We start from the raw sequence: 24,527 nt of genomic DNA on the forward strand, positions 1-24,527 counted from the left end.
AATTTCGCCCTGATGGTCGCGCGTCGGCCATCCAGGTGACTTACGACGAGAAAAATCCATGCGAATGTTTATCGCGGCGCTGCTCAGCGCGGCGGCATTGTTGCCGGCGCTCGTGCAAGCCATCACCACACTTCCTGACCCGGCCGACGCTGCCGCATCGGTTCCGACGGTCAGCGTGCCGTCCGCGTTCGCGGACTACCAGCCATACCGGGACCAGAAAGCACCCACCTGGCAGGAGCTCAATCGTTCCGTGACGAGTTCATCGGGGATGAAAGGGATAGGCCACGGCAACATGCAGGCCGCCAACAGCTCAGACGCAAAAAATAGCGAACACAGCTCCAGACACGAGGAACCGGCGAAATGACGCGGCATTTCTTTTCGAGTAGCCGCGTCCTTGCTGTTGCCAGCGCGCTGGTGTTTCTCGCCGGCTGCACGACGTTTTCGAAGGACGGCGGCTTCAATACCGTTTCGACGACCGCTTCCGAGCGCCTCGGGAAAGACGCCGTACTGGTGAAGACAGACCAAGACCGGGACGCCGTCGTGAAGCGAACGCAGGAACTCCTTTCCAGGCCTTTGGGCATGGATGACGCAGTCCAGATTGCGCTGCTGAACAACCGGGGCCTGCAGGCCTCGTACGGAGAGCTCGGTATTTCCGAGGCGGACCTGGTTCAGGCAGGACGGCTCCCGAACCCCGGCTTCAGTTTTAGCCGCACTCACGGGGGCAACGACCTGAGCATCAACCGCACGTTCACGCTCGGACTGTTGAACGCGCTCACACTGCCGCTGGCGACGCGCATCGAGAGCCGCCGCTTTGAGCAGACCAAGCTTCTGGCGGCAGATGCGATGCTCAAGGTAGCCGCCGACGCACGACGGGCCTATGTCAACGCGGTGGCCGCCGAGCAGGCTGCGGCATATGCCGCGCAGGTGAAGGATTCGGCGGAAGCTGGTGCCGAACTGGCGTTGCGGATGCAACAGGCCGGCAACTTCAGCAAGCTCGACTACGCTCGCGAGCAGGCGTTTTACGCAGACGCGGTGGCGCAACTCGCAAGAACGCGACAGCAGTCTGTGTCCGCACGGGAAAAGCTTACGCGCACGATGGGCCTGTGGGGTGCCGGGACTCAGTACACGCTTCCAGAACGCCTGCCAGACCTGCCCAAGAACCGTCCCGAACTGAACGACCTCGAGAGCTTCGCGATGCAGAACCGGCTGGACATCCAGGCGGCGAAGCTGCAGACGCAGAGTGTCGCGAGCTCGTTGGGTCTCAGCAAGGCGACGCGTTTTATCAACGCGCTTGACGTCGGATATCAGAACAATTTCACGACCTCCGACGGCCATGAGCAGGGCTACGAAATCAGCGTCGAGATTCCTGTCTTCAACTGGGGCGGCGCGAAGGTTGCGCGCGCCGAAGCGATTTACATGCAGTCGGTCAACCGCGTCGCCGAGATCGCGATTAACGCTCGGTCGGAAGTGCGGGAGTCGTATTCGGCCTACGTGACTGACTACGACGTCGCAAAGCACTATCGCGACGAAGTCGTGCCAATCCGGAAAACCATTTCGGATGAGCTGCTGCTTCGCTACAACGGCATGCTCGCGAGCGTGTTCGAACTGCTGTCCGATTCGCGTGACCAGGTCGGCGCGGTTAACAGCTATATCGACGCGTTGAAGGACTACTGGCTCGCGGAGACCGACCTGCAGCAGGCAGTCGGTGGCCGTCTTCCACCGCTCGCGATGGCCCCGGCGCCGTCAGCACCCACGACGCAACCGGCGTCGCCTACAGATTCTGAAGGTAAATGAAATGGTGTCACGTCGAAGTTTTCTTGGCGGCTCGGGGGCCGCACTGCTCGGAGCAGCATTGGTGAGCAAGGCCGGTGCTGCGTCGCTGCCAGAGGCGCATACGATGGCGAAAGCCACCATGCAGCCGCCGCTCACACCTCTCAATGGCCGTCCGTATACGCCTGTTGCCACGCTGAACGGCTGGTCGCTGCCGTGGCGCATGAAAAACGGCTGGAAGGAATTCCACCTGATTGCTGAGCCTGTGGTGCGCGAAATGGCGCCGGGCATGAATGCGAATCTGTGGGGCTACAACGGCCAGGCTCCCGGCCCCACCATCGAAGCAGTGGAAGGCGACAAGGTCCGCATTTTCGTGACCAACAAGCTGCCGGAGCACACCACCGTTCACTGGCACGGAATGCTGTTGCCGTCGGGCATGGATGGCGTGGGTGGCCTCACGCAGCCGCACATCCCTCCGGGCAAGACGTTTGTCTATGAATTCGAGCTCGAGAAGCACGGCACCTTCATGTATCACCCGCACGCGGACGAGATGGTCCAGATGGCGATGGGGATGATGGGGACTTTCATCGTTCATCCGAAAGACCCCAGCGTCATGCAGGTCGACCGTGACTTCGTATTCATCATGTCCGCGTATGACATCGACCCGGGCAGCTTCACGCCGCGCGTCAACGAGATGACCGACTTCAACATGTGGACCTGGAATTCGCGGGTCTTTCCGGGCATCGACCCGTTGCCGGTACGTGCCGGGGACCGCGTGCGTATCCGGTTCGGCAATCTGACGATGACCAATCACCCCATCCATCTGCACGGCTATCACTTCGAGGTCGCGGGCACAGACGGCGGATGGATTCCGCCGTCTGCGCGCTGGCCCGAAGTTACCGCCGATGTCGCCGTCGGCCAGATGCGTGCCATCGAATTTACGGCGAACCGGCCCGGCGACTGGGCGTTCCATTGCCACAAGTCCCACCACACGATGAATGCGATGGGGCACTCCGTACCCAACCTGATTGGCGTGCAGCAGAAAGACCTCGCAAAACGTATCAACAAACTCGTGCCCGACTACATGGCAATGGGCAGCACGGGCGGCGCGATGGGCGAGATGGAAATGCCCTTGCCTGATAACACGCTGCCGATGATGACCGGCACCGGTCCGTTCGGCCCGCTGGAAATGGGGGGCATGTTCACCGTCGTGAAGGTTCGCGAGGGACTGGGGCGCAAGGACTACCGCGACCCAGGCTGGTTCAAACACCCCAAAGGCACTGTTGCGTACGAATACACCGGCGAGTTGCCGGACGGCTGATTTTCTGTCTCGTCGGACTTTGAAGTCCGGCTTAACTTTTTATTTCAATGCAGGAGAAAGAGTGATGACGAACGTGTTTGCATCGATTGTGGTTGGCTGCGTCCTGGCAATTTCGGCATCGACCTATGCGGCTGGCGAGATGGGCAACATGGACATGGGTGGCAGTGACGCCAGGCAAGCCGGCGAGGCGAAAGCAGGCATGTCGCATGGGGAAATCAAGAAAGTCGACGCAGCCTCCGGAAAGCTGACCATCAAGCATGGCCCCCTGGAAAACCTGGGCATGGACGCCATGACGATGGTCTTCAAGGTCAAGAACCCGGCGATGATTTCGCAGGTCAAGGTCGGCGACAAGATTGATTTCGTGGCCGAAGAGGTGGACGGCGCATTGACGGTGACGAAGCTGCAGAAGAATTAATGCTTTTACGGGGTGCTGCCCTCAAACGCAGGTAACACCCACTTTCACTATTCAGGATGCGCAACGACATGAAAACGTTCAATCGCAAGCAGCTCACGCGGCTGGCTGCGGCAGCGGCCATCGCACTGGTGCCGGCTGCCGCGTTCGCACACGGCAAGCTCGAGAATGCAGTCCCCGCGGCTGGTAGCGCCCTCGATGCGGCACCTGATGCATTGCGGCTTACCTTTAATGAAGACCTCGAATCCACTTTCAGCACGGTGAAAGTGTCCGATGCAAACGGCGCCGCCGTGACCAGGGAAAAGGCCAAAGTCGACGCTTCCAATCCGCGCGTGCTGACGGTCGCACTCCCGAAAATTTCGTCCGGCTCTTACTCGGTACAGTGGGCCGTGATGACGCATGACGCCCACAAGACCAAGGGCACGTACACCTTCCAGGTGAAGTGATGAACGACGGTCTCCTTGGCATCCTGCGGCTCGCGTTCGTTGCCCTGCAGAACCTCAGCTTTGCGGTTGTCGTTGGCGTACTGCTTGGCGACCGATGGCTCGCGCGTCGAAACTCACCGTGGCAGGAGGGAATCAGTCGGCGGATGGTTAGCGCGCTACGTATCGCGTCGGTCGGCGTGCTGGTGTCCAGCGCGTTTGCTTTCTGGATTCATTGTGCGTTGATGAGTGAGTCGACGCTTCTGGAGGCGGGACCTGCAGTCCGCTCGATGCTCGTGGAGACTGGCTTTGGTCATGCGTGGTTAGTCGGCGCGGGACTGATGCTATGCGTAGTTATTCTTTCGCTTACCCAGACAGGCAAGTCGATTCGATTTCCGCTGGGCATCGGCTTGGCTCTGGCGGGTGTCGCCCTTGCACGAAGCAACGGAGGACATCCGGTCGATGCGGGCCTGTTCAGCTTGCCCGTATGGGTGGACTGGATCCATCTGCTCGCCATCAGCGCATGGGTGGGACTTGTGCTGGTCACGACACATGTTGTTGCGCCGCGTTTTTTCGACGCTCCGGGCAGCGAGCATGTCAACAACGCGGCGTATATCCAGTCCTTGTCGGATGCCGCAACGCTTGCGCTGGTCATTCTTTTTGCTACGGGCGCCTATAACGGCTGGCGCGGTGTCAGGTCGCCAGGCGACCTTCTCGAATCGGGCTACGGACAGATTCTGTTGTTGAAACTTGCCTTGGTGTTCGTGGCTGCAGCCCTCGGAGGACACAACCGTTTCTTCGAGATGCCCAAGCTGCTCGCATCATTGAAGAGTGCCTCGTCGACGCCACCAGTGAAGCCTCTAAAACGCTTTGTCGCAGTGTTGCATATCGAATCTGCGGTATTGGCTGGGGTACTGGTCGCCGCTGCGGTACTCGTCTCCAGCCCACTACCTGGTACTTCGTAGTCGATTTCGGTACCGTTTGTTTCTCACGTCCACGCAGATGGTCACCGCCGCAGGGTCAATATGGGCTGCGTCCTGCCTCGATTGATTTCAGGTAAAGGCCATCTTTTTCGGGACCCGACAGCACGTTGGGTCCTTTTTTTCTGCTGGGTCGTAACCGGAATGCGTGTTCGCGAGGCCAGAGCTGCGTCCGACGTGGATGATGCGTTGAGCATTTAGTTCGTATGACTAAAAAGTCATTTTCGTGTCACGGCTCGTTCAGACCTCACTCTCCAGAATGGAAACCGTTCGGAATCGACTCTTATCGATTTCACATCGCTCTGGAGGAGTATATGAAGCTCAAAACTATCGTCGCCGCGCTCATCGCTGCAACGCTCGCCACGTTGGCATTTGCCGATGCAGACCACGACTACCCCGAATCTACCGCTTCGACCACGTTACCGTCCGCGAGCAGCGCCAGTCAGCCGACGTCCGATGCGACGACTCCGGCCATCCAACCACAGCAACAAGGAAAAACCCGAGAGCAGGTGGTGCAGGAGCTGATTCAGGCTAGACGCGAAGGGCTCGTCCCGGCTGGTCACGCCGACTATCCGCCAAGTCAGGCGACGATTGAGCGCAATCGGGCGCGCATGAAGTCGACCGCTCCGAAATGGGCCAATCAGCAGTAGAGCAATTCTCCCGGTAACGGCGTCGTCGCGTGTGGGTCTGGCGACGTGCCTACCGGTCAGTCTCAGTTGGGAGCGCAGTGGTAATTTCTCTGGTACTACGAAGGTGCAAACGCCATTAATAGCCAGTGTACGCATCATCGCCGCACACGGCGCCTCAAGGGACGATGGGATCGTCGCGGTTCTTCCCGTGGAGCGCTTTTACCGGGTGCGTACGACTTCAGAGGCGGCTCCGTCAGCAGGAACGACGGCGGAATCTGCCTCCGAGCCGCATTCCGAAGTCGGCGTTCCGGGTGCGTAGCGCGGGCGGATCGAGCGTTTGGTTACGTCTTGCTTTTGAGTGCTTGAACGTCCGCGGTGCACAAAGGTGACTTTGGCAATACTTCACTGTCCATCGGGAGCCCGAATTCCGATATCCGTATGAGTGAAAATCCGCCTCACCTCGCCGCTGCCAGCGGTGCCCACACCGACGGGGTTTCCGGATGCCAATGAATTGGCTGTGCACGCGGGCTATGCCAGGTTGCACCAGGCCTGGAGATTGAACGCCAATACAAAAGACCTGGACCGATTTAGATCTTACGAATTTTCGCGCGCACGCATAGATGGGTGCGACGGGCTATTGCGTCTATCGCGACAAGAAGACGTTTTATACCTGATTGGTTTCCTATTGACGGGTGGCGCGGTGTTGTTCGAACACCGTCTGGCATGAAACGCAGCGGGCCGTGTAGGGCGCGGCGACAAGGCGTTCATAACCGATCGGGTCGCCGCAATCAACGCATGCCCCGTAACGGCCGGCGGCGATGCGTGCCAGCGCCGCGTCGATCTGCTGCAGTTCGTCGAAATCGTGCTGCGCGAGCGCGGTGCGCAACTGATCGGTCGCTTTGCGTGATGCGGTCTCGTCGGGATGCGACTCGGGGCCCAGCTCTTCGGGCGGCCGTGCTCCAGCGAGATCACCGTATTCGCCGTGCAGCGTCGCCAGCAGTTCACGACGGCGCTCGCAGAGCCTCTGTTGTAACAGCCTGAGTTCGGAACAGGTTAGGGTGATCATGGACAAGGCTCGATGTGTTCTGTAACGCGACGCCAACGGGTGGCATCGCGAAGGCGTTCCGTCATGTGCGTACTACCCCACACAGGCCAAACCTAGCATGCACCCGCGGAGCGGATAGCACAATGCGACTGTTACGATCCGGTCTGACGATCCTGAGTCTCGTCGCTAAAGCCCCACCAATGAAGCTGTGACGGTGGATGGTGAAATGAGTGGCACCCACAATTAAATGTTTTACTCACGCGAGATTTGAGGCAGAAGCAACGCGTCACAGCGGTACGTGCGGCCCTACATTCATTCTCAGGACTGGATCCAGCAAGCAGCGTCGCAAAACCACCCGGCGTCTGGGCTCAGGGATCGGCCACACCCTGATCGACGCTGGCTACCGCGTGCCGGTCACCCGCACAAACGGGTGAAATCACATTGGAAGCCCCTCGGGAAAAATCGCGTTCAGAACCGGCTTTGACCATCTTCGTTGAACCGGCGCTTTCGGGTAGTCTGAAGGTCTGTTTGGGGTCGCGGAATACGGACGATCATAGCCTGAAAACTCTCAGGGGACGGGTACCGCCACGCGACTCGCCATAAGGCTGTTTGTGCAATCACTGACGATACGACACGCAGGCCGATTCCGACCGGTGGGGAACCTCCCCTGTCAGGTCTCATTCGCCGTCGCTTGAACGTTCAGCGCAATCTCGTAGACCGGTCGGCCCATTTTGTGTCGACCACGTCGAGCATTCCGACGTCCGGCACGCTGCCCAGCAATGACAGCGAATGCTTGGCGAGTTCCCGAGGAACATGACCCGTCAAGTGCGCAAACCGTGCCCCGTTGTCGGGGAAGACGTCAAAGATGCCGAAGTGACCGTCGTCGAGACGGATGGCAAACCAGGCAACAGTCTTGGGTTCCTGCTCCACGAGCGCTTGTGCGTCGCGAAGGAACTGAGCAACCTGTGTCTCATGGCCAGCCTTTGCCTTGAACGTGATGAGCAGTGCCTTCGTGACGGACTCGCCCGATGTTGTTGCAGGCGGCTTGTCGGCCAGGACGTCGAACTCCTGAATCAGCGGCGCCCCGGCAAAAACGCTGCCGCCGGCATCCAGCAGTGCTTGTGTAACTGGCCCCGACAGATGCTCCTCGCGGCCGGCATCGTCTGGGAACACGTCGAAGATGCCGTACTCCGATCGCCCGAATCTGATCGCGAACCACGTGGTCGTTGCGGCTTCCGCCCGCCCCATCGCGAGAGCCGAGCGCAGGACGTCTTCCGCCATGGCGTCGTCCTTGCCGGTTTTGACTTCCAACCTGACGAGCAGACCCTTAGTGTCCATGAGACACCTCCATTCGTGATCGACCGACCGTGAACGCATCGAGCGTGCAGTCCGTCGACGCTAACAAGCCAGCAGCGCAGCCAGTGCCCTCCTCCGAGGGACCCCTTCGTTCCTGCGATCGTCGGGCGACACATCTCGCCCGACGATCGCGCGCGTGTGCAATACACGTCAACTGACACGATAGTGGATTTCGCCTAGCTGTTCCAGGCGAGTCTGCCAGAACAGGCCGCGCAACTTCGAACTCCCTTTTAGCCTGGCGCTCAGATCTGGAGTTATCTGCAGTTTGAGCCTTCCTGAGCCCGATGACCCACGAAATCTCTCAACGTCTGTTGACGCCGCGAGCGCAGAATATAAACGCATTGTGCTGCGCTCGTCGGCTTCTGTATTGCATCGGGACAACGCGGCCGCACGCTTCGTGTTTACCCCGTGTAAACGTCAACACCGAAAGCAGCACCATCTGCGCGTTTCCCATGTCCAATCATAGAGTTTGCTGATCAGGTTTGAGCGCCAGCATTTGCGCGTCGCGTGCGAACTCCCGCACGCATTCGATATCAGAAAGAACAAGGAGGCGGTCATGACCACGGCTGCCAGTTTCCACATCGGGTACACGCAATACCTCGGCCCCGACGGCGTCCCCGTCCAGTCATTGCCCGCCTTCGCGCGGGACCCGGCGGCGCTGATTCCCCTCTATCGCGCGATGGTCCTCACCCGCGCGTTCGACACCAAAGCGGTTGCACTGCAACGTACTGGCAAGCTCGGTACGTTTGCGTCGTCGGTGGGACAGGAGGCGATCGGCGTGGGCGTCGCCAGTGCGATGCGGGCCGACGACGTCCTGTTTCCTTCGTATCGCGATCACGCGGCGCAATTGCTGCGCGGCGTCACGATGACGGAAAGCTTGCTGTATTGGGGCGGCGACGAGCGCGGCAGCGATTTCGCCGTGCCGCGCCACGATTTTCCGAATTGCGTGCCGATCGGCACACAGGTGTGTCATGCCGCTGGCGCGGCCTACGCGTTCAGACTGCGCGGCGAGCCGCGCGTCGCCGTTGCGATCTTCGGGGACGGCAGCACATCGAAGGGCGACTTCTACGAGGCGATGAACATGGCGGGTGTCTGGCAGGCACCGCTCGTACTCGTCATCAATAACAACCAGTGGGCGATCTCGGTACCGCGCAGCACGCAGAGCGCGGCGCAGACGCTCGCGCAGAAAGCGATTGCTGCGGGCATCGACGGGCTGCAGGTCGACGGCAATGACGTGATCGCTGTGCATCAGGTGATGCATGCGGCACTGGCGAAAGCGCGGCGCGGCGACGGCCCGACGCTGGTCGAGGCGCTCAGCTATCGCCTGGGCGACCACACGACAGCCGACGATGCAACCCGCTATCGCGATTCCGAACTGATCCGCAAGCAGTGGGAGTACGAACCGCTGCTGCGTCTGCGCACGTATCTGATGCGTATGAACGTCTGGGACAAGGCTCAGGACGAGCAGCTCGGCAAGACATGTCATGAGCAGGTCGAACAGGCGGTCGAAGCCTATCTCGCCGTTGCGCCGCCCGAGATTACCGCGATGTTCGATCACCTGTACGAAACGCTGCCGCACGCGCTGCGCGAGCAACGGGAGAACGCGCAGCGCTTCGCGCCCGCTGCGGCGAACCATCAGGAGAACGGCCATGGCTGATCTCAACATGGTGGACGCGCTCAATCAGGCGATGGCCTACGAACTCGAGCACGATCCCGCCGTCGTGCTGCTCGGCGAAGACATTGGCGTGAACGGCGGCGTGTTTCGCGCGACGGCCGGATTGCAGGCGCGCTTCGGCACGCAACGCGTAATCGATACGCCGCTTGCAGAAACGGCGATTGCGGGCGCGGCAATCGGCATGGCGGCAATGGGCCTGAAACCCGTCGCCGAGATCCAGTTCAGCGGCTTCCTGTATCCGACGATCGATCACGTGCTCAACCACGCGTCGCGTCTGAGGCACCGCACGCGCGGACGCCTTTCATGCCCGCTCGTGATCCGCGCGCCGTGCGGCGCAGGCATACACGCGCCGGAGCATCATTCCGAAAGTCCCGAGGCGCTGTTCGCGCACATTCCCGGCCTGCGCGTCGTCACGCCGTCGTCGCCCGCGCGCGCTTACGGTCTGCTGCTTGCCGCGATTCGCGACCCCGACCCGGTGATCTTCTTCGAGCCGACGCGCCTGTATCGTCTGTTCCGGCAGACGGTGGATGACAACGGCGAAGCGTTGCCGCTCGACACCTGCTTCACGTTGCGCGACGGCTCCGACGTAACACTGGTGAGCTGGGGCGGCGCGGTGCAGGATGCTCAGGCGGCTGCCGATCTGCTGGCGCAGGACGGCGTGATGGCCGAAGTGATTGACGTGGCGACGCTCAAGCCGATCGACATGAACACGATACTCGCGTCGGTGGGGAAGACGGGCCGCTGTGTGATCGTGCACGAAGGCTCGCGCACGGGCGGCGTCGGAGCGGAGATCGCCGCCAACATCGCCGAGCGCGGGCTTTACTCGCTGCTAGCGCCCGTGCAGCGCGTGACGGGCTACGACGTCGTCGTGCCGCTGTACCGGCTCGAGAATCAATACATGCCCAGCGCCGCGCGCATCGTCGCTGCGGTCAGGCAAGCTCTGGAGGCGTCGTGAAGCCATGAAAATCTTCAAACTGCCCGACCTCGGCGAGGGCTTGCAGGAAGCGGAGATCGTCGCGTGGCACGTCAAGAGCGGCGACGAGGTGAGTGCGGATCAACCGCTGCTGTCGGTCGAAACGGCGAAGGCGATCGTCGACATTCCGTCGCCGCAATCCGGCCGCATCGCGAAGCTGTTCGGCCAGACGGGTGACATCGTGCATCTGGGCGCGCCGCTCGTCGCGTTCGAAGGCGAGGGCGGCGATGCCGACGCGGGCACCGTGGTCGGCCATATGGAAGTCGGCCAGCACGTCGTGCACGAAACGCCCGCGGCGCTCGGCACGGGCGTGGGCGCGGGTGGCGTGATCAAGGCGATTCCGGCGGCGCGGGCGCTTGCGAGAAAGCTGGACGTAGATCTGTCGATGGTGACGCCATCGGGAACGGAAGGCGTCATCACGGCGGCGGACGTGCAGCGCGTCGCGAAGATACTCGGCGAGCTCGGGCCGCCTGAAGTGCTGCGCGGGGTGCGGCGCGCGATGGCACAGAACATGGCACGCGCGCAGAACGAAGTCGCCGCGGCCACCGTGATCGACGATGCCGACATCCACGCATGGCCGCCGCACGCCGACGTTACGATCCGGCTGATACGCGCGCTGGTCGCGGGCTGCCGCGCGGAGCCGGGACTGAACGCGTGGTTCGACGGACATACGGGGCGGCGCCACGTGCCGGAGAAGATCGATCTCGGCATCGCCGTCGATCTGCCAGACGGGCTCTTCGTCCCGGTGTTGCGCAACGTGGCGCATCGCGATGCAGCGGATCTGCGCGGCGGTCTCGACCGGATGCGCGCCGACATCCGCGCGCGCAAGATTCCACCGGAGGAAATGCGCGGCAACACGATCACGCTGTCGAACTTCGGGATGATCGCGGGGAAATACGCAGCCCCCATTGTCGTGCCGCCGACGGTCGCGATACTCGGCGCGGGGCGCATCCATGAGCAGGTCGTGGCGGCAGACGGCGTACCTGCCGTGCACAGGATCTTGCCGCTCAGCCTGACGTTCGATCACCGCGTCGTCACTGGCGGCGAGGCGGCGCGCTTCCTGGCCGCGACGATTGCGGATTTGCAGAATGCGCAGTAGCGGTTCGCCAAAGCCGAAGCGCTTGCAAGCGGGGGCTTGTCAGTGCCTTTTGCTTCGGTCAGGTCGCACTGTTCTCCACGCGGCATGGGAGAGGTCGTCCGCAGCGACGACGCCGACGGAGCAAGCTCTCCGGAATTTCCCAGGCAAAAGGACCGTGCAGGCGGACCATCTGGAGAGCGGCGCCATGCGCGGCGACCGAAGGGACCCCGGGCCGTTTCCGCGGCGCGCAGGTGAAACTCGCAGGTCACGCCGAGGCCGGCCACGAGCGTTCGAAAATGAAAGTGACGAAGATAAATGGCGCTGACGAAGCCGATAAGGCCTGTCAGAAAGTGCAACTGGCATTGAATTGGATGAGTCGCACCGTATCGATCCGGCGCTTGGGGGCAGCGTACTTCCATTTACACGGAGCCGCTTGCTTGGTGTACTGGCATAGCGCATAAGTTTTCTGTCAAGGGCGATAACAGCGCCATGCGGATATGCGCGGTTCCATGCTCCGGCAGCGATCAGAAACCGTTCTTCAAAATGAAGCAGATGCTGCTGTTGGTTTCACTGTCAAGGGGAAACCCCGCGTGTTTTTTAGCCCCTGACTGATAGCCTGGCTTCGCGTTGGAGCTTGTGGGCGACCAGACTTTTCTTACGCGTACGAATTCGAGCACATCCCGGATATCCGAGTCCGTGTAGGGCGCAGTCCCACTCCAGTATCGCTGCATTCCGACTAGTGGCTTATCCGCATTCGGGTCCGTCTCACAGAGCGATGAGACTATATAGAGTAGCGACTTGTTGTAGATCGGCGGCACTTCCCAATACGATCCCTCCGTCTTGCTGTCGAGTCCGAAGAGTCGAAGCCCACTCACTCGTCTGTGAAGTGCCGGTAATCCGGCCTTCATTCGTTCGAATGTAATGGCCGCAGCGAGAAGGATCACTTGCACTTGTCGCGGTGATGATGCCGCGAGTCGCGCATCGAGCGCCTCAATGAATCTCTGCACGTATATCGCGCCAGCACTGTGACCAATCAGAGTAACGCGCAGCTTCGGATTATCGTCCCACGCCTTGCATAGGTGGTTTAGAAATGTGGTTCCGCCAGCCTCGACGTCATTCGAGAAAGAACTGTCGATGAATCGCTTCATCTCCCCCCAGATCGGGGCGCCAAGCTCATCAGCGACTCCCGCTGCAACGAAGAGTTCTTCGACAACCGTCGTGTACAGGCCGTGACCGTGTCCAGAATTGAGCCGTCGAATGATCCTCGCAAGAGGATTTTGCGGGCCACCAAGACGCTTGACGGGAAATAACGGCCGCTTGTGCTGGACTGACTTTCCTTCTTCCGCCAACCATTGTGCGAATTGATCCAGTTCGCTACTTGAGCAGGCGAGTTGGGCGCCCGCGCGTCTTTCCCACGCGGTATCGAAAGGCCTGGCGAACGCAGCCGACTCCTTGAGCGTCATCGGCACCCGCTCGCGAGCCTTGGTCGAAGGCCTGCGATTCTTGAGCGACCGATCAGTGTCGAGCGCGACGGTGACCTTCAGGGCTACCGTCTTTACGGTGCGACTAACGGCGTTCACGAAACCGGGATCGTCGCTGTAGGTCTCGAGCATCGCTTTGATTGTAGTAACGAGATCGGACTGCCAGATGAAGAAGAACGGGTATGCGTCACTGCTCGTGTAGTTAGCGATCAACTGATTGGCGACGTTGAGGCCATCAGCTTCCGATACGAGACCGCCATGAAAAAACACGCACAGGTGTCGAGATGGACCGTGATTTTTGAAATTTCTGAAGGCATTGCGGACGTCGGCGGCAGTGGTCTTGTTGAACTTGCCTTCTTTCAAATCGACGTCGTGAAATGGATCAATCGGTTTCGCGGGATGGTTCATTTCGTTTTCAACGTGGGCTCATTGTTTCGGTCGATGGGCAACTGAGCTGGGCAACACTTGTGCTGAGACGGACCCTCCACTGCCGGATGACCCGGGGTTTCGACCCATTTCCCGTGTCTGGGCCTCTTTGATGGCGATGTTCTCGCAGCGTTGGTCACGCTTATCCAGCATTTGACCGACCTCGCCGGGCGGTGGTATCTGCTTCACTGCTCGGGTTTTATGATGCCCATGTGCATGGCAGTGTCGACGCACATCACGACCAGTTCGTCGTGGGACACCCCCTCTGTCAAACGATGGTTGAGAACCTCGTCGAATGTGCCCGCGCACTCTGAAACGGCATTCATCGCATTGCCTTCCGTTCGGTTATACGCCCCCGCAATCAGCCATCGAGCCCGACACTTTGCGGCGTCTATCGTCTCCTGAGCGGGAGCATCCCGGCCTGCCGCGTGACATTCGGGAACAGGGATTGGCTGGAATGCTTGCGACACCGACGGGATGACAAAGACAGCAGCGGCAATCAGTCGACGGTTCATGATTTTTCCTTTCGTGGCCACGAACCTCAGGGATCTCCAGACGCGGATGTAAGCACGCCCCCGTCAAGGCCATTCTCTGTTGGCTCGGGCGGATAGTCTGTGCGCCAGCCTACCGTCTTTCCGAGGGGCGGCCGGGATTCGGCCTTATGGGAAGCTTTACATAAGGCCGACCAGCGGGCATTGCGGGTGACGCCGGGGAGGGTGGGCGTGGCGAGTCGGATGCGGCCACTTGATATAAAGACCGCTGGCTATACCGTATCGCAACGTCGCGGCTCGCGGAATTCAACTTCACTTTCTCGGTTCCCCGTTGAAAGGCAATCAAGAGATAGATGGATCGTTGTTCAGTGTCGCGTATGTAGCCGCAACCACCGCGCACGTGCGGTCAGCGCGGCAGTGTTGCGCACGATGTCATCGGGGCTCGATATGGCCAAGGCGCTCCGTCAGCGATTGCGGGCGGCCATCAAACAGCGCCGCGTAGTAGACCGTGTTCGACAACACATTCTTGACGTAGTCGCGGGTTTCGTTGAACGGAATCGTCTCCGCGAAAATCGCGCCTTCCACCGGACGTGGCAGGTTGGCCTGCCACTTACGCGGGCGCCCAGGGCCGGCATTGTAGCCGGCGGTCGCGAGCACGGCAGAACGGTCAAGCTGGTTGTAAATCATCGACAGATAATACGTGCCGAGCAGGATGTTCGTGTCGATGTCATTCATCCTCGCCCGCGAGATCGTACCGAGCCCGATCTTCCTCGCGACCATCTCCGCGGTGTTCGGCATCACCTGCATCAGGCCGCCTGCGCCAACGTCCGAGCGCGCATTGATGATGAAGCGCGACTCCTGGCGAATCAGGCCATACGCCCATTCGACACCGAACCCGGTGGACTGCGCATCGCGCTCGACAATCGTGCGGAACGGCGCCAGGTAGCGCAGCGAAAAATCATGCTCGGTCTGCGTCCTGTCGGCGGTGCTCACAGCCCGGTCATAGAGCTCGATGCGGCGTGCGTACTCGGCGACTGCGAGCAGTTGCCGGTCGGTCATGCCGCGCAGCCGCCAGTTCCACTCACGGTTGCCTTCCGTGCGCAGTTGCAGCGCATAAAAGCGTCTTGCCAGCTCGAAGCCCGGTGTCTGGCCGGCCTTCTCAACTTCCTCGTCGGTCACTTTGGTCTGTGGTGGCGCCACGATCTTCTGGCCGAGCGCTTCGGATGCCAGCTGGCCATAGAAGGTGTAGGTTCCCGAGATCTTCCCGAATGCCTGGTTGGCCGCCGCGGCATCGGCCGCATCCCCGCTTTCCTTCAACGCGCGCGCGTACCAGTAGACCCACGCGGGTTGCGCGCGCAGCGCGGCCGGCATCTGCTCGATCGACCAGCGCACCATCGTCCAGTCTCCGGCCAGCAGCGCGCTGCGCGTGCGCCACTCGTAGGCCTGACTCGACAGGAGCGCGTTCGCCGACAGCCGGTACCAGTCCACCGCGCCTGGCAACTGCCGGGTCGCCGCCTGATAGGCAATCGTGCCCCAGCCGATACCGCGTTCCGCCAGGGTAAGCGCCGGTGCGATCGCGGTGAAGGTGGCCGCGGCCGCCGCCGGATCGCTGGCCGCCACCTGCGTGAGGGCGAGCAGCGCGATTTGATGGGACGCTGCGTCAAGCTGGACGCCTTTCGCGAGCAGCAGACGCGGCTGGTTCGTCGCCTGCTCGAGGAGCAGCGGATCCGGGCGCGCCGCGCCCAGTGCATCGACCAGTCTGCGGCCGGTCGTCGTCGCGCCCTGTTCATAGGCCTGGCGAATCTGCTGCCAGACATCCTCCGAAGTGAACTGCTGGTTACGGTCGAGCGCGGCGATCAGATCGACGCAGCCGTCGCCGTACCACTTCGGCTCGACGAGCAGCGCGCGCGCCGCGTCGGCCACGTTCACACCCCGCGCGGCGCGCGACTCGAGCGCATAGCACTTCACCTGCGTGTCGTCGTCCAGGACGAACTGTGAATATTGCGAATCGAAATCGTGCCAGTCGTGGCGTGCGCCTAGCACGCGCAGGTAGTCGTTGCGCAGACGGTCGGCAATCGCCTGTCCGTCGTAGCGTTGCAAAAACGACAGCACCGGTGCGTCCGGCGCGTCGAGATTCGCATGCCCTGCGCCGTTGAACAGACGCGGCTTGATCTGGTAATAGCTGAGATAAGCCGGCGCCGGAAAATTCTGGATCAGGCTCGCCAGTTGCGCGGCACGCGCGGGATCGTTGTCGCGGGCGGCATCATGCAACTTGATGAAAATCTGATCGTCGGCGGAAAACGGGGAGAGCCGGGTGGGATGTCTGGCTAGCACCGTGCCAGACATGACGAATGTCGCGGCGGCAAGGGCAAAACCGACCGTGCGAGACACCCGGTGAAGTCGTTTGGACATCGCTGTTTTTTCGTTGTTTCGGTGCAGAAATTGAGCCAAAGCTTAGGCCTCAATTCGGCGAAGCGAAGCTTCGAAAAACACTGGACTCCGCCCGCAATTCGGCCCTTTGCGAGCCGGATGTCTGGACCGCCCGGCACTGGCGTGTTCGCTTTTTCGTGGCGCAGGGCTGGAGCTGGATTCGCCACTGAGATCAAGAAGATCTTGAATGCGGTGTCGGCCGTTGTGGCCGGGATCCGCCGTGAGCCGGGCTTTCCAGGTTATCTCCATTGACTTCATGCTGGCAGCTAGCTGTTTCGCCCGGATTTTTCCCTATCACATGACACTTCGATGAAAGTTGTGCACAGAAAAAGTGGATGAAGCTGTGGACAACTTGTAGTGGAAGGCCTGTAAGGGTTTGATTGCAGGCGGGTTCGTTGCATTGCGATATGAAATGGCGTGTGGCCTGAACCATTTTTCTACGTCAAAAGCGCCGGTCCGTTCGCAGGATCATTCGCCACTTGCGGGTCGGTTTGGACGTACGCTTCCATTGATCGAGTGTGATTCTCGTGCCCGACGTATCCCCCCAGAAAGCCTTCCGGGTTATGTGCACGTCGTAGCCGGCCCAGGCAAGGCCGCTGGTCAGGAAAGCAACCAGCGCAACGATAACCCGCATTTTTCCATTACCTATTGATCCAAGAATGTCGGATTGTCGACGATCTCGAGCAGGCCCTCGACCGTCCCTTCCTGGCCGAACTGTGCCTCATGCGCCCGACTCGGATCGATCCGTTCAGCCTCTCGGCCTGTCGTAGCCGCAACAATAGGGTCCGAGGCGGCTCAGTGACTTATTGATGGAGAACTGTTGTGCAAACTTTGTTTCCACAACTGTCGTTCAAGGCCGAATCGTTGCAAGCTGATCTGGCAGAGAAGATGAAGCGCGCAAACGAAATTCGCCGCCGGATACGCTGAGCGGTGATTGAGCAGTCGAATCAAAGCTTGCAAACTCCTGACAGTCGGGTTTTAATGAGGCTGTCTACATCCTCGGTCGCTTACGAGCGATCCTATTGAGGCCATAACAGTGCATTTCTTCCTGAGTCTTCCTGTCCTGGTGTGTTTCCGTTCTCGGGGCCTAGCCGAAGAGGAGACGTGCGGGCAACGAGACCCGGGGACTGTGAAACGCACACGGAGCCGCGTTCTTCCCGCGGACAAGTCAGCACTTACCTTCGCCCGGCGCTTCGAATAAGAGCGAAGAGCCGGGCCTCCTACCAGACCTGACGGTACACGACGCCATTGCTTCGCGCCTTTCCTGGCAGGCGAGGCAAGTAGCGCGCAGTCGTGTGTCGCGTCCAACAGCCTCCCGTCACGCTGCTAACGCGGCCTGCTGCCGCGCTGCGATTGCGGCGGGGCTAACCACGTGCTGGAAAACTGGGAAAGCCATGAGAATGCAAGCGAAGCATCCATTGCAGGCTGTTCAAGCCGGGAAGACACTCGCGATCGAGTTCGCAAATCGGCCTGCAGATATGCAGGGGCCTGCGCCGCAGGCGCGACACATCGCCCCATTGGGTTACTGCTCGACATATAAGGGCTACCGCCTTTCAGTCCATGCGCGGCGTGCGAACACCGATCTATACGCCGCCGACCTTGTTATTGAACAGTCGGACTCCTCATCATGTAAATTTCGCGCCCTGGACTATTTCTACACGGCGGCGGAGGCGCTAGGGTATGCGACACGATGGGGAAGGATATGGGTCGATCACCGACTGCAAAAAGTGGTGGAGCGAGCCATGGGTACCGACATCATGGACGGCAGACCTGACACCGCTCGCGGAAGCGGGGAGTAGTCCTCATGCAAACGTTCACCTCACTGTCGGTCGCGCGGCCGCTTCGCTTTGTGCTGCGGGACGCAGGCAACCCGACAGCAGCACTACTCTACTGGCTCGGTGCCGCGAAGCCTTCGACGTACGCGAGCTTTGCCGAGGTCACCCGGCGCCTGGCTCCACTGATGCAGGTGGTCTTTTCAGATGAGCGTCCTGGCGCGTTCGTGAACCGGGATGTCGTGCGCCGCGTGCATCGATCGGGCACGGCCACACGGCTGATCTTTCAAGATGAGTCCTGGCTGGAGATATGGGATGACAGTCGATGCTCAGACATCTGCAATCTTTATTCTTGCCGGAGGCAATCGTGCTGTTCCCCCAAACCTGTTCTCTCACTGATATGAAGACGCTTGCGGAAAATGAGCGCATCGTGTCCGAAAGCGATCTGGCTCAACTGAAAGCGTGCATCAATCTGCCGACGGCGACATCGCAGCAGCGAGCGATGGTGGAGACGATTGAGGCCACCGCTCTACTTGTCGCCCCCGAGCAGATACCGCCTGACGTCGTTACGATGAACACGATGATTGAATGCGCGGTACTCGACGGTGCCGACACACATCGCTGGACGCTGGTTTATCCCGACAAGGCGGACTATCGGATGGGACATCTGTCGGTGCTGTCGCCTGCCGGCATTTCACTTTTGGGTGCACGATGTGGGCAGACCGTAGTGTGCCGACCACCGAGCGGCGTGCAGATCCGTTACGTTATCAAAGCGATACTGCTGCAACCGGAGAGCCGCCACTTCGCTCAGTGACGCCTTTGGCTACCACCCGACTCGGGGGGAGCCGGGCAGTTGCAATCATCGGGCAGCGACCGGGCTGAAATCGCCGCCCCCGGGCCGACGGCGAACAGACCAAACCGAACCTTAGCGGCCGCTAGACCAAGCGCCGTATCAATGACTGCTTCCAAAAGTGCAACGGCCATCTGGTCTTTCGTACCAGTGGTGGTGACGTTGCTGGTGCACGATTTTGTTCCCACTTTTCGCGGTATTTTGTTCCAGCCTCTTGTGCGAAACTCAGCGGACTCTCATGGCGATCTCGCAATGCAGGTCCTCGAATATCTTGGCAGTGAATCCGAGGCAAGCTAACGCCGAAATGATTTGACCAGCAAGGAAGTGTCGGAGTAAAAACGCTCAGACCCGCATCGCCACGTCCGACGTTCGCTCACGCGTGGAATGCGCGTTCGGATAACTGTGGATTGCACGGTCGCTTACACATGGAATGAGCGTTCGGTTTGCGTGGAATGCGCACTCTCTCTATCGGAGGTACGACGGCCATGATCAATTACCACACGTTGGGCGGCGGCAAGCGGCTCTGCGACATCGTCTTCGCCGGCAGCCACGACGCGGGCATCACGGGCGGCGACGCCAACGTCCAGACCCAGGACCTCGAAATCTTCGAGCAGGCTAAGGCCGGCGTGCGCCTATTCGACCTGCGGATCGCGGCAACCAAGAGTTCGACTCTGTCCTCCTCGCCGGTGATGCTGAAGGCCTTCCATGCCGACCCGAAGCTGATGCACCAGAAGGATAAGAAGGACAAGACCGTCTTCGACCTGGGCGGCAGGAAGGTTGACGTCACCACCACCAAGCTGCCGCTGGACGGCGCGTTCGGCATGCGGCTCGTGGACATGCTGCAACAGGCGAAGGATTTCGTGAAATACAACACCAGCGAATTCCTGCTCCTGAAGTTCGACAAATGCACGAACTGGGCCATCATCGCGGAGATCTGCGTGCGGGAGCTCGGCGCCGCTCTCTTCACGGGCACGGGCAGCCTCAACGAGAAGACGCTCGACCAGCTGAAGAAGCACGTCGTCGTGCTCTTCACCCAGAAGGGCATCGACGAAGTCGCCGGCCAGGGCTACCTTTCGTCGACCGGGATCTGGGGCTGCAAGCGCCTCGCGGACGGCACCGGCTATAACAGCAGCTACGACGGCCTGCAATACGTCGGCAAGGGCGGCACGAACGCGCTCAACGGCGACAGCGACATGGGCAAGATCGCGTCCAACATCGAGAAGCAGAGTGGGCTGATGCAGATCGGCGCCCTCAACTCCGACCCCGAGGTGATGGGGATGATGTACTGGACGACCACCGGCCTGAAGCGGAGCATCCGGGAGCGTAACTCGACCATGTGGGGGCCGGACAACCGTCCGACCGCGCTCACCGAGCTGTGGATGGCCGGCTTCGGCGAGGCGATCGAATCGCGGCTGCCGACCTACGTCTCGTCGACCGACTACACGAACGGTGTCGCGCTGAAGGTCTTCATGCCCAACATCGTCATGATCGATTTCGCCGACATCGACAAGGGCAAGTTCATCTTCGAATTGAACATGAAGGCGACCACGGAGCTCACTCAGACCGCACGCAAGATCGAGCAGGCGCGCAAGCTGGCGCAGGGCCAGGGCGGCGGCCGGCGCCAGCAGCGGGCCGGTCTGTTCTGAGTTCCACCGGCCCCGGATAGTGGAGACCGGCAACTTCGCGTTCAATTGCTTTCCCAGGCCCTTCCTTCCATCGCGGACGAAAAGTGAACATGCTGGGAATCTATCGGCTCCGCTCGCCGTCCTGCAATGGACCACGAGCAGTGGCAGCGAGGTCTTGCCGCCGCGTCAAGACGGGATTGCCGGTCGCTTACGAATTACCGACGTGAGCGCGTTGCCGGATGAATATCTGGGTTTACCAGCCGGCTTTCTGCAAGCGGGTGCCCCTGCACGGGTGAGCAGCCTGTGGGCTGTAGACGACGGAAGCACCGCCTTGCTCACGAGCCGTTTTCACAAGAATCATTCGCGCGGAAGATGAATCAAGGGCTGCGCGCGGCTTATTGGTCTTGCTGTTAGGCTTGTTTCGGAAACGAATATGGCGGCCGCTGGCGGCTCGGCGAGCCGAATTGTCTACGTAGTTCATCCGTCAGCTTCCGCTAGTATTCCAGCCGCTCCAACGGCATGTTTCGCTGATCATTGAACGGACAGGTTGTCCAGTGCAATGAAGGTGCCGTAGAGCTGCCGTTGAAGATTTCAACGGCAGCTCTACGGCGACTTCTGTGAATGAGTACAGTCGGCCACGAAGAGCCATTCGCTCCTACCGTTGCTCGGACGCTCAGAGGTCTGCTCCGCACCAAAAACGGCCACTCCAGTCCGCGACGATGAACGCTCACGTCTGCGACGATCATGTGACGTACTGGGTTCCCGCGGGATGCTTGATGCTTAGGCGTTGCCTAGCAGGCCGTTGAAATACCCATCGATCGGCCTGAATCCGATCGATGGGTATTTCAACGGCCTGTTAATCAGCTCACGCACAGGCGCTGACGGTTTGGCCAAAGCTGAAAAGCTCTCCACGTTCAATGCTCGATCTGAGACGGCCGCAAAGTCGTTCACTTTCGGCAATGCTTGGCGCCACGGGCAGCATGCATCATTCCGGTCGAGGCCGTGTATGAGCCGGACTGGCGCAGCGGACGTGCCGTGGCTACACGCTTTTCCCACGTAGACGGCGTGCCGCTGGGCATCGCAGGTCTGTGGGACAGATACAGAGATACCGCGGGCCAGTGGCATGAGAGCTACACAATGCTGACGATTAATGCAGATCAGCGCTCTCTTTTTCAAAACTATCACCGCCCTGGCGAAGAAAAGCGCATGGTCGTGATTCTGCCTGCCGGCGCTTATGGCGACTGGCTGGCCGCCGGCGCAGACGACACCCGAGACTTTCTACGCCCCTAACCGGAGTCCGTGGGCGGCCGCTCCGGTTCGCCGACAGGTGCGCTACGGCGCCCCACATACGAGCGCCGTAGCGATGCTGCCGATCAACTAACCCTCGAGCTGGGGCATGACGACCGCCGTGTCGGAGGGACTTGGAAGTTAGAGCCCCTCGGGCCACGACTCCACGATGAATGTGGTGCTCGTGGCCGCGGCCTGACGCATTGCCTTGAGGGGTGCGTACTCAGGGGATTTGTACCAAGCTTGCGCATCTTCGACGGTCGGAAACTCGAGGACAACGCTGGAGTCCACGGGGCCATTTTCCAGCGCGGCGCTGATGACGGGCCCGGCAAAGAATTTCACGCCCTGACTCTTAACGACCGGGATCGCTTCATCGCGATATTTCTGGAGCAATGCTTTGTCGTGAGCACTGTGCACGACGAAGATCAGATAAGCACTCATAATTTACCTCTGTTTTAAGTGAAATCGCTCAACGAGGCACACACTGCCTGGTCGAGGGAACCATCACCGGCTTTCGCGCCAGAAAAGGCGCGTTCCAGTGAGCTAAACTCTAGGCGGCATGCTTCATCGGCACTATTGTCGTTTCCGTCACGCTGCCATGCTCATTACGCGGGCAGCTTGAAGGCGAGCAGATCCGCCTTTTCGATGACCGGATCGCGAACGAAGAGATCCTTGGCGGAAGCCATCAGAGCCGCGGCGGCTTGACCGGTCAGGTGACCATTGCGGCCGGCTTCGTTGTCGAACGCGTCGAAGATGGCGAACGTCGACTTGCCGGTGCGGATCGCGAACCAGGTGACGGTGAACGCCTCCTTTTCCACGAGCCCCTTAGCGCCAGCCAGGAATTCGGCGACGGCCTCTTCCTTACCCGGCTTGGCTTCCATCGTCGCGAGGATTGCGAGCTTGATCATGATTTTCCTTTCGTCCCGTATGCGGGAATGTGTGTAAGAAGCTTGTACTTTAGAGAGCTTGGTGGCTCACAATAAGTGGCAAGTTTGCCTTTTTTGATATGGTTCCTGCCATGCCCATTACGCGGGCAGCTTGAAGGCGAGCAGATCCGCCTTTTCGATGACCGGATCGCGAACGAAGAGATCCTTGGCGGAAGCCATCAGAGCCGCGGCGGCTTGACCGGTCAGGTGACCATTGCGGCCGGCTTCGTTGTCGAACGCGTCGAAGATGGCGAACGTCGACTTGCCGGTGCGGATCGCGAACCAGGTGACGGTGAACGCCTCCTTTTCCACGAGCCCCTTAGCGCCAGCCAGGAATTCGGCGACGGCCTCTTCCTTACCCGGCTTGGCTTCCATCGTCGCGAGGATTGCGAGCTTGATCATGATTTTCCTTTCGTCCCGTATGCGGGAATGTGTGTAAGAAGCCTGTACTTTAGAGAGCATGGTCGCTCACAATAAGTGGCAAATTTGCCTTTTTGGATATAATTCCTGCCATGGACATTCATGTTATTGCTATCAACGGCGTCGCGGACTTCGGGCTCTCGGCAATCGTGGACACGTTGAATTACGCAAACCAGCTCGCCCCAATGCTGGACCCTGCACCTGCGCCTCTGAACGTCACGGTGGTTGGCGTCCGACGACGCGTTCGAACCGCCAATGGACTCATCGTTCCAGTGCAGTCCATCGACCGGCAGTCTCGGCCGGACGCGATCGTCACGCCTGCCCTTGGACCGGTGACGCCTGATGCTATTGAGGCCGCACTCGAGCAGCCAGAGCTACGTGACATCAAGGCAGCGATGGTCGCCAAGTCCAACGACGAGGTGTGGATCGGCGCCGCCTGCACGGCGACCTTACTGCTCGCAGAGACGGGACTTCTGAACGGACACACGGCAACAACATCGTGGTGGCTCGCGCCGCTGTTTCGCCGTCGCTATCCGCAGGTGTCGCTTGACGACTCACGCATGCTCATCGTCTCAGCGCCGTTCGTCACAGCCGGAGCAGCCCTGGCACACGTCGACTTGGCGCTTGGGCTCGTGCGGCGTCGAAGCCCCGCACTTGCAGCGCTCACGGCTCGCTACCTGCTGGTCGATTCGCGCGCATCGCAGGCCGCCTACGCCATCCCCGATCACCTAGCGCACGCCGACCCTTTGGTCGAGCGCTTCGAGGGATGGGCGCGTCGCAATCTTTCGAAGGGCTTTAATCTCGCCGACGCTGCGGCTGCGGTCGGAACGAGCGAGCGCACCCTGGCGCGGCGCCTGCAGAGCACGCTCGGCAAGACGCCCCTCGGGTTCTTCCAGGACTTACGCGTCGAGCACGCGGTGCATCTGCTCCAGACGAGTCACGAAAGCGTCGATCGTGTGGCCGAGCAAGTGGGCTACGCCGACGGTGTGACTCTGCGAGGGCTACTTCGTCGCAAGCTTGGACGGAGCGTGCGCGATCTGCGTGCGACGCTCTAACCTACTCGAAGAGGCCGCGACGGTCAGATGCGTCGCGGCAAGATCATCGCGATGCGTGACACCCAGGCCACGGTGCTCGAGCAAGGCACCAAACGAACATGGA

General features: G+C 60.6%; 24 protein-coding genes and 1 riboswitch. Of the genes, 16 read left to right on the plus strand and 8 right to left on the minus strand.

Going from position 1 to position 24,527, the window contains the following annotated elements; all coding sequences use genetic code 11:
* Window positions 1-58: 58 nt before the first annotated feature.
* The 7 genes from C2L64_RS20275 to C2L64_RS20305 all read left to right on the plus strand — a co-directional run bounded on the left by C2L64_RS20275 (window position 59) and on the right by C2L64_RS20305 (window position 5,555).
* Window positions 59-364, plus strand: a complete 306-nt coding sequence (locus tag C2L64_RS20275; protein WP_007589570.1) for a hypothetical protein — start codon at window positions 59-61, stop codon at window positions 362-364.
* Window positions 361-1,794 (plus strand): TolC family protein, encoded by a 1,434-nt coding sequence (locus C2L64_RS20280; RefSeq protein WP_007589569.1) that lies wholly within the window; start codon window positions 361-363, stop codon window positions 1,792-1,794. The genes C2L64_RS20275 and C2L64_RS20280 overlap by 4 nt, the downstream gene beginning before the upstream one ends.
* A 1-nt stretch (window position 1,795) precedes the next feature.
* Window positions 1,796-3,091, plus strand: coding sequence for a copper oxidase (locus tag C2L64_RS20285; RefSeq protein ID WP_007589567.1), 1,296 nt, complete (start codon window positions 1,796-1,798; stop codon window positions 3,089-3,091).
* A gap of 64 nt (window positions 3,092-3,155) precedes the next feature.
* The gene (locus C2L64_RS20290; protein ID WP_007589566.1) at window positions 3,156-3,506 is read left to right on the plus strand and encodes a copper-binding protein; all 351 of its coding nucleotides are present in this window, start codon (window positions 3,156-3,158) and stop codon (window positions 3,504-3,506) included.
* Window positions 3,507-3,574: 68 nt separating this feature from the next.
* The gene (copC, locus tag C2L64_RS20295; protein WP_007589565.1) at window positions 3,575-3,949 is read left to right on the plus strand and encodes a copper homeostasis periplasmic binding protein CopC; all 375 of its coding nucleotides are present in this window, start codon (window positions 3,575-3,577) and stop codon (window positions 3,947-3,949) included.
* Entirely contained in the window at window positions 3,949-4,890 is a 942-nt protein-coding gene (locus tag C2L64_RS20300) for a copper resistance D family protein (RefSeq protein WP_007589564.1), read from the plus strand. Before copC ends, C2L64_RS20300 begins: the two co-directional genes overlap by 1 nt.
* 329 nt (window positions 4,891-5,219) lie before the next feature.
* Window positions 5,220-5,555: a DUF4148 domain-containing protein gene (locus C2L64_RS20305; protein ID WP_007589563.1), complete on the plus strand. Its 336-nt coding sequence runs from the start codon at window positions 5,220-5,222 to the stop codon at window positions 5,553-5,555.
* 661 nt (window positions 5,556-6,216) lie between these two features.
* Here the strand turns inward: C2L64_RS20305 and C2L64_RS20310 are convergent.
* Both C2L64_RS20310 and C2L64_RS20315 read right to left on the minus strand, forming a co-directional pair.
* Window positions 6,217-6,600: a TraR/DksA family transcriptional regulator gene (locus C2L64_RS20310; protein WP_007589561.1), complete on the minus strand. Its 384-nt coding sequence runs from the start codon at window positions 6,598-6,600 to the stop codon at window positions 6,217-6,219.
* Window positions 6,601-7,278: 678 nt separating this feature from the next.
* Window positions 7,279-7,917 (minus strand): putative quinol monooxygenase, encoded by a 639-nt coding sequence (locus C2L64_RS20315; protein ID WP_007589559.1) that lies wholly within the window; start codon window positions 7,915-7,917, stop codon window positions 7,279-7,281.
* 574 nt (window positions 7,918-8,491) lie between these two features.
* Here C2L64_RS20315 and pdhA point away from each other — a divergent pair.
* The 3 genes from pdhA to C2L64_RS20330 are packed head-to-tail and all read left to right on the plus strand — an operon-like array spanning window position 8,492 to window position 11,682.
* Window positions 8,492-9,592 carry a pyruvate dehydrogenase (acetyl-transferring) E1 component subunit alpha gene (pdhA, locus tag C2L64_RS20320; RefSeq protein ID WP_007589557.1) on the plus strand — a complete coding sequence of 367 codons (1,101 nt, stop codon included), beginning with the start codon at window positions 8,492-8,494 and terminating at the stop codon, window positions 9,590-9,592.
* Entirely contained in the window at window positions 9,585-10,565 is a 981-nt protein-coding gene (locus C2L64_RS20325; RefSeq protein WP_007589556.1) for an alpha-ketoacid dehydrogenase subunit beta, read from the plus strand. The genes pdhA and C2L64_RS20325 overlap by 8 nt, the downstream gene beginning before the upstream one ends.
* Window positions 10,566-10,569: 4 nt before the next feature.
* Window positions 10,570-11,682, plus strand: a complete 1,113-nt coding sequence (locus C2L64_RS20330; protein WP_007589554.1) for a dihydrolipoamide acetyltransferase family protein — start codon at window positions 10,570-10,572, stop codon at window positions 11,680-11,682.
* Window positions 11,683-11,757: 75 nt separating this feature from the next.
* Window positions 11,758-11,847: riboswitch (glycine riboswitch) on the plus strand.
* Between the two features lie 338 nt (window positions 11,848-12,185).
* Here C2L64_RS20330 and C2L64_RS20335 read toward each other — a convergent pair.
* The 3 genes from C2L64_RS20335 to C2L64_RS20345 form a co-directional block, all read right to left on the minus strand.
* Complete coding sequence (locus C2L64_RS20335) at window positions 12,186-13,550, minus strand: hypothetical protein (RefSeq protein WP_039901701.1); 1,365 nt, start codon at window positions 13,548-13,550, stop codon at window positions 12,186-12,188.
* Window positions 13,551-13,753: 203 nt separating this feature from the next.
* A complete protein-coding gene (locus C2L64_RS20340) occupies window positions 13,754-14,083 on the minus strand; it encodes a hypothetical protein (RefSeq protein WP_007589549.1) in 330 nt (109 codons plus the stop codon).
* Window positions 14,084-14,491: 408 nt separating this feature from the next.
* Complete coding sequence (locus tag C2L64_RS20345) at window positions 14,492-16,471, minus strand: lytic transglycosylase domain-containing protein (protein WP_007589548.1); 1,980 nt, start codon at window positions 16,469-16,471, stop codon at window positions 14,492-14,494.
* A 1,822-nt stretch (window positions 16,472-18,293) separates the two neighbouring features.
* Here C2L64_RS20345 and C2L64_RS20360 point away from each other — a divergent pair.
* From C2L64_RS20360 to C2L64_RS20380, 5 genes are all read left to right on the plus strand, one after another.
* A complete protein-coding gene (locus C2L64_RS20360) occupies window positions 18,294-18,665 on the plus strand; it encodes a hypothetical protein (RefSeq protein WP_007734358.1) in 372 nt (123 codons plus the stop codon).
* A complete protein-coding gene (locus tag C2L64_RS20365; protein WP_007734360.1) occupies window positions 18,629-19,075 on the plus strand; it encodes a GreA/GreB family elongation factor in 447 nt (148 codons plus the stop codon). The genes C2L64_RS20360 and C2L64_RS20365 overlap by 37 nt, the downstream gene beginning before the upstream one ends.
* A 521-nt stretch (window positions 19,076-19,596) precedes the next feature.
* Window positions 19,597-20,757 (plus strand): PI-PLC domain-containing protein, encoded by a 1,161-nt coding sequence (locus tag C2L64_RS20370; protein WP_007589540.1) that lies wholly within the window; start codon window positions 19,597-19,599, stop codon window positions 20,755-20,757.
* 271 nt (window positions 20,758-21,028) lie between these two features.
* Entirely contained in the window at window positions 21,029-21,112 is an 84-nt protein-coding gene (locus tag C2L64_RS56305; RefSeq protein ID WP_407671836.1) for a hypothetical protein, read from the plus strand.
* A 626-nt stretch (window positions 21,113-21,738) separates the two neighbouring features.
* On the plus strand, window positions 21,739-22,026 hold the full coding sequence (locus C2L64_RS20380; protein ID WP_322789413.1) for an SOS response-associated peptidase family protein: 288 nt from the start codon (window positions 21,739-21,741) through the stop codon (window positions 22,024-22,026).
* Between the two features lie 138 nt (window positions 22,027-22,164).
* On the opposite strand, the gene C2L64_RS20385 is transcribed toward C2L64_RS20380, so the two are convergent.
* From C2L64_RS20385 to C2L64_RS20395, 3 genes are all read right to left on the minus strand, one after another.
* Window positions 22,165-22,464, minus strand: coding sequence for a DUF1330 domain-containing protein (locus tag C2L64_RS20385; protein ID WP_007589537.1), 300 nt, complete (start codon window positions 22,462-22,464; stop codon window positions 22,165-22,167).
* A gap of 164 nt (window positions 22,465-22,628) precedes the next feature.
* Window positions 22,629-22,931, minus strand: a complete 303-nt coding sequence (locus C2L64_RS20390) for a putative quinol monooxygenase (protein WP_042309826.1) — start codon at window positions 22,929-22,931, stop codon at window positions 22,629-22,631.
* 117 nt (window positions 22,932-23,048) lie between these two features.
* On the minus strand, window positions 23,049-23,351 hold the full coding sequence (locus C2L64_RS20395) for a putative quinol monooxygenase (RefSeq protein WP_042309826.1): 303 nt from the start codon (window positions 23,349-23,351) through the stop codon (window positions 23,049-23,051).
* 110 nt (window positions 23,352-23,461) lie between these two features.
* Between C2L64_RS20395 and C2L64_RS20400 the strand changes: the two genes are divergently transcribed.
* A complete protein-coding gene (locus C2L64_RS20400) occupies window positions 23,462-24,424 on the plus strand; it encodes a GlxA family transcriptional regulator (RefSeq protein ID WP_086908614.1) in 963 nt (320 codons plus the stop codon).
* Window positions 24,425-24,527 lie beyond the last annotated feature (103 nt).

This window comes from Paraburkholderia hospita, assembly GCF_002902965.1.
Classification (GTDB): domain Bacteria; phylum Pseudomonadota; class Gammaproteobacteria; order Burkholderiales; family Burkholderiaceae; genus Paraburkholderia; species Paraburkholderia hospita.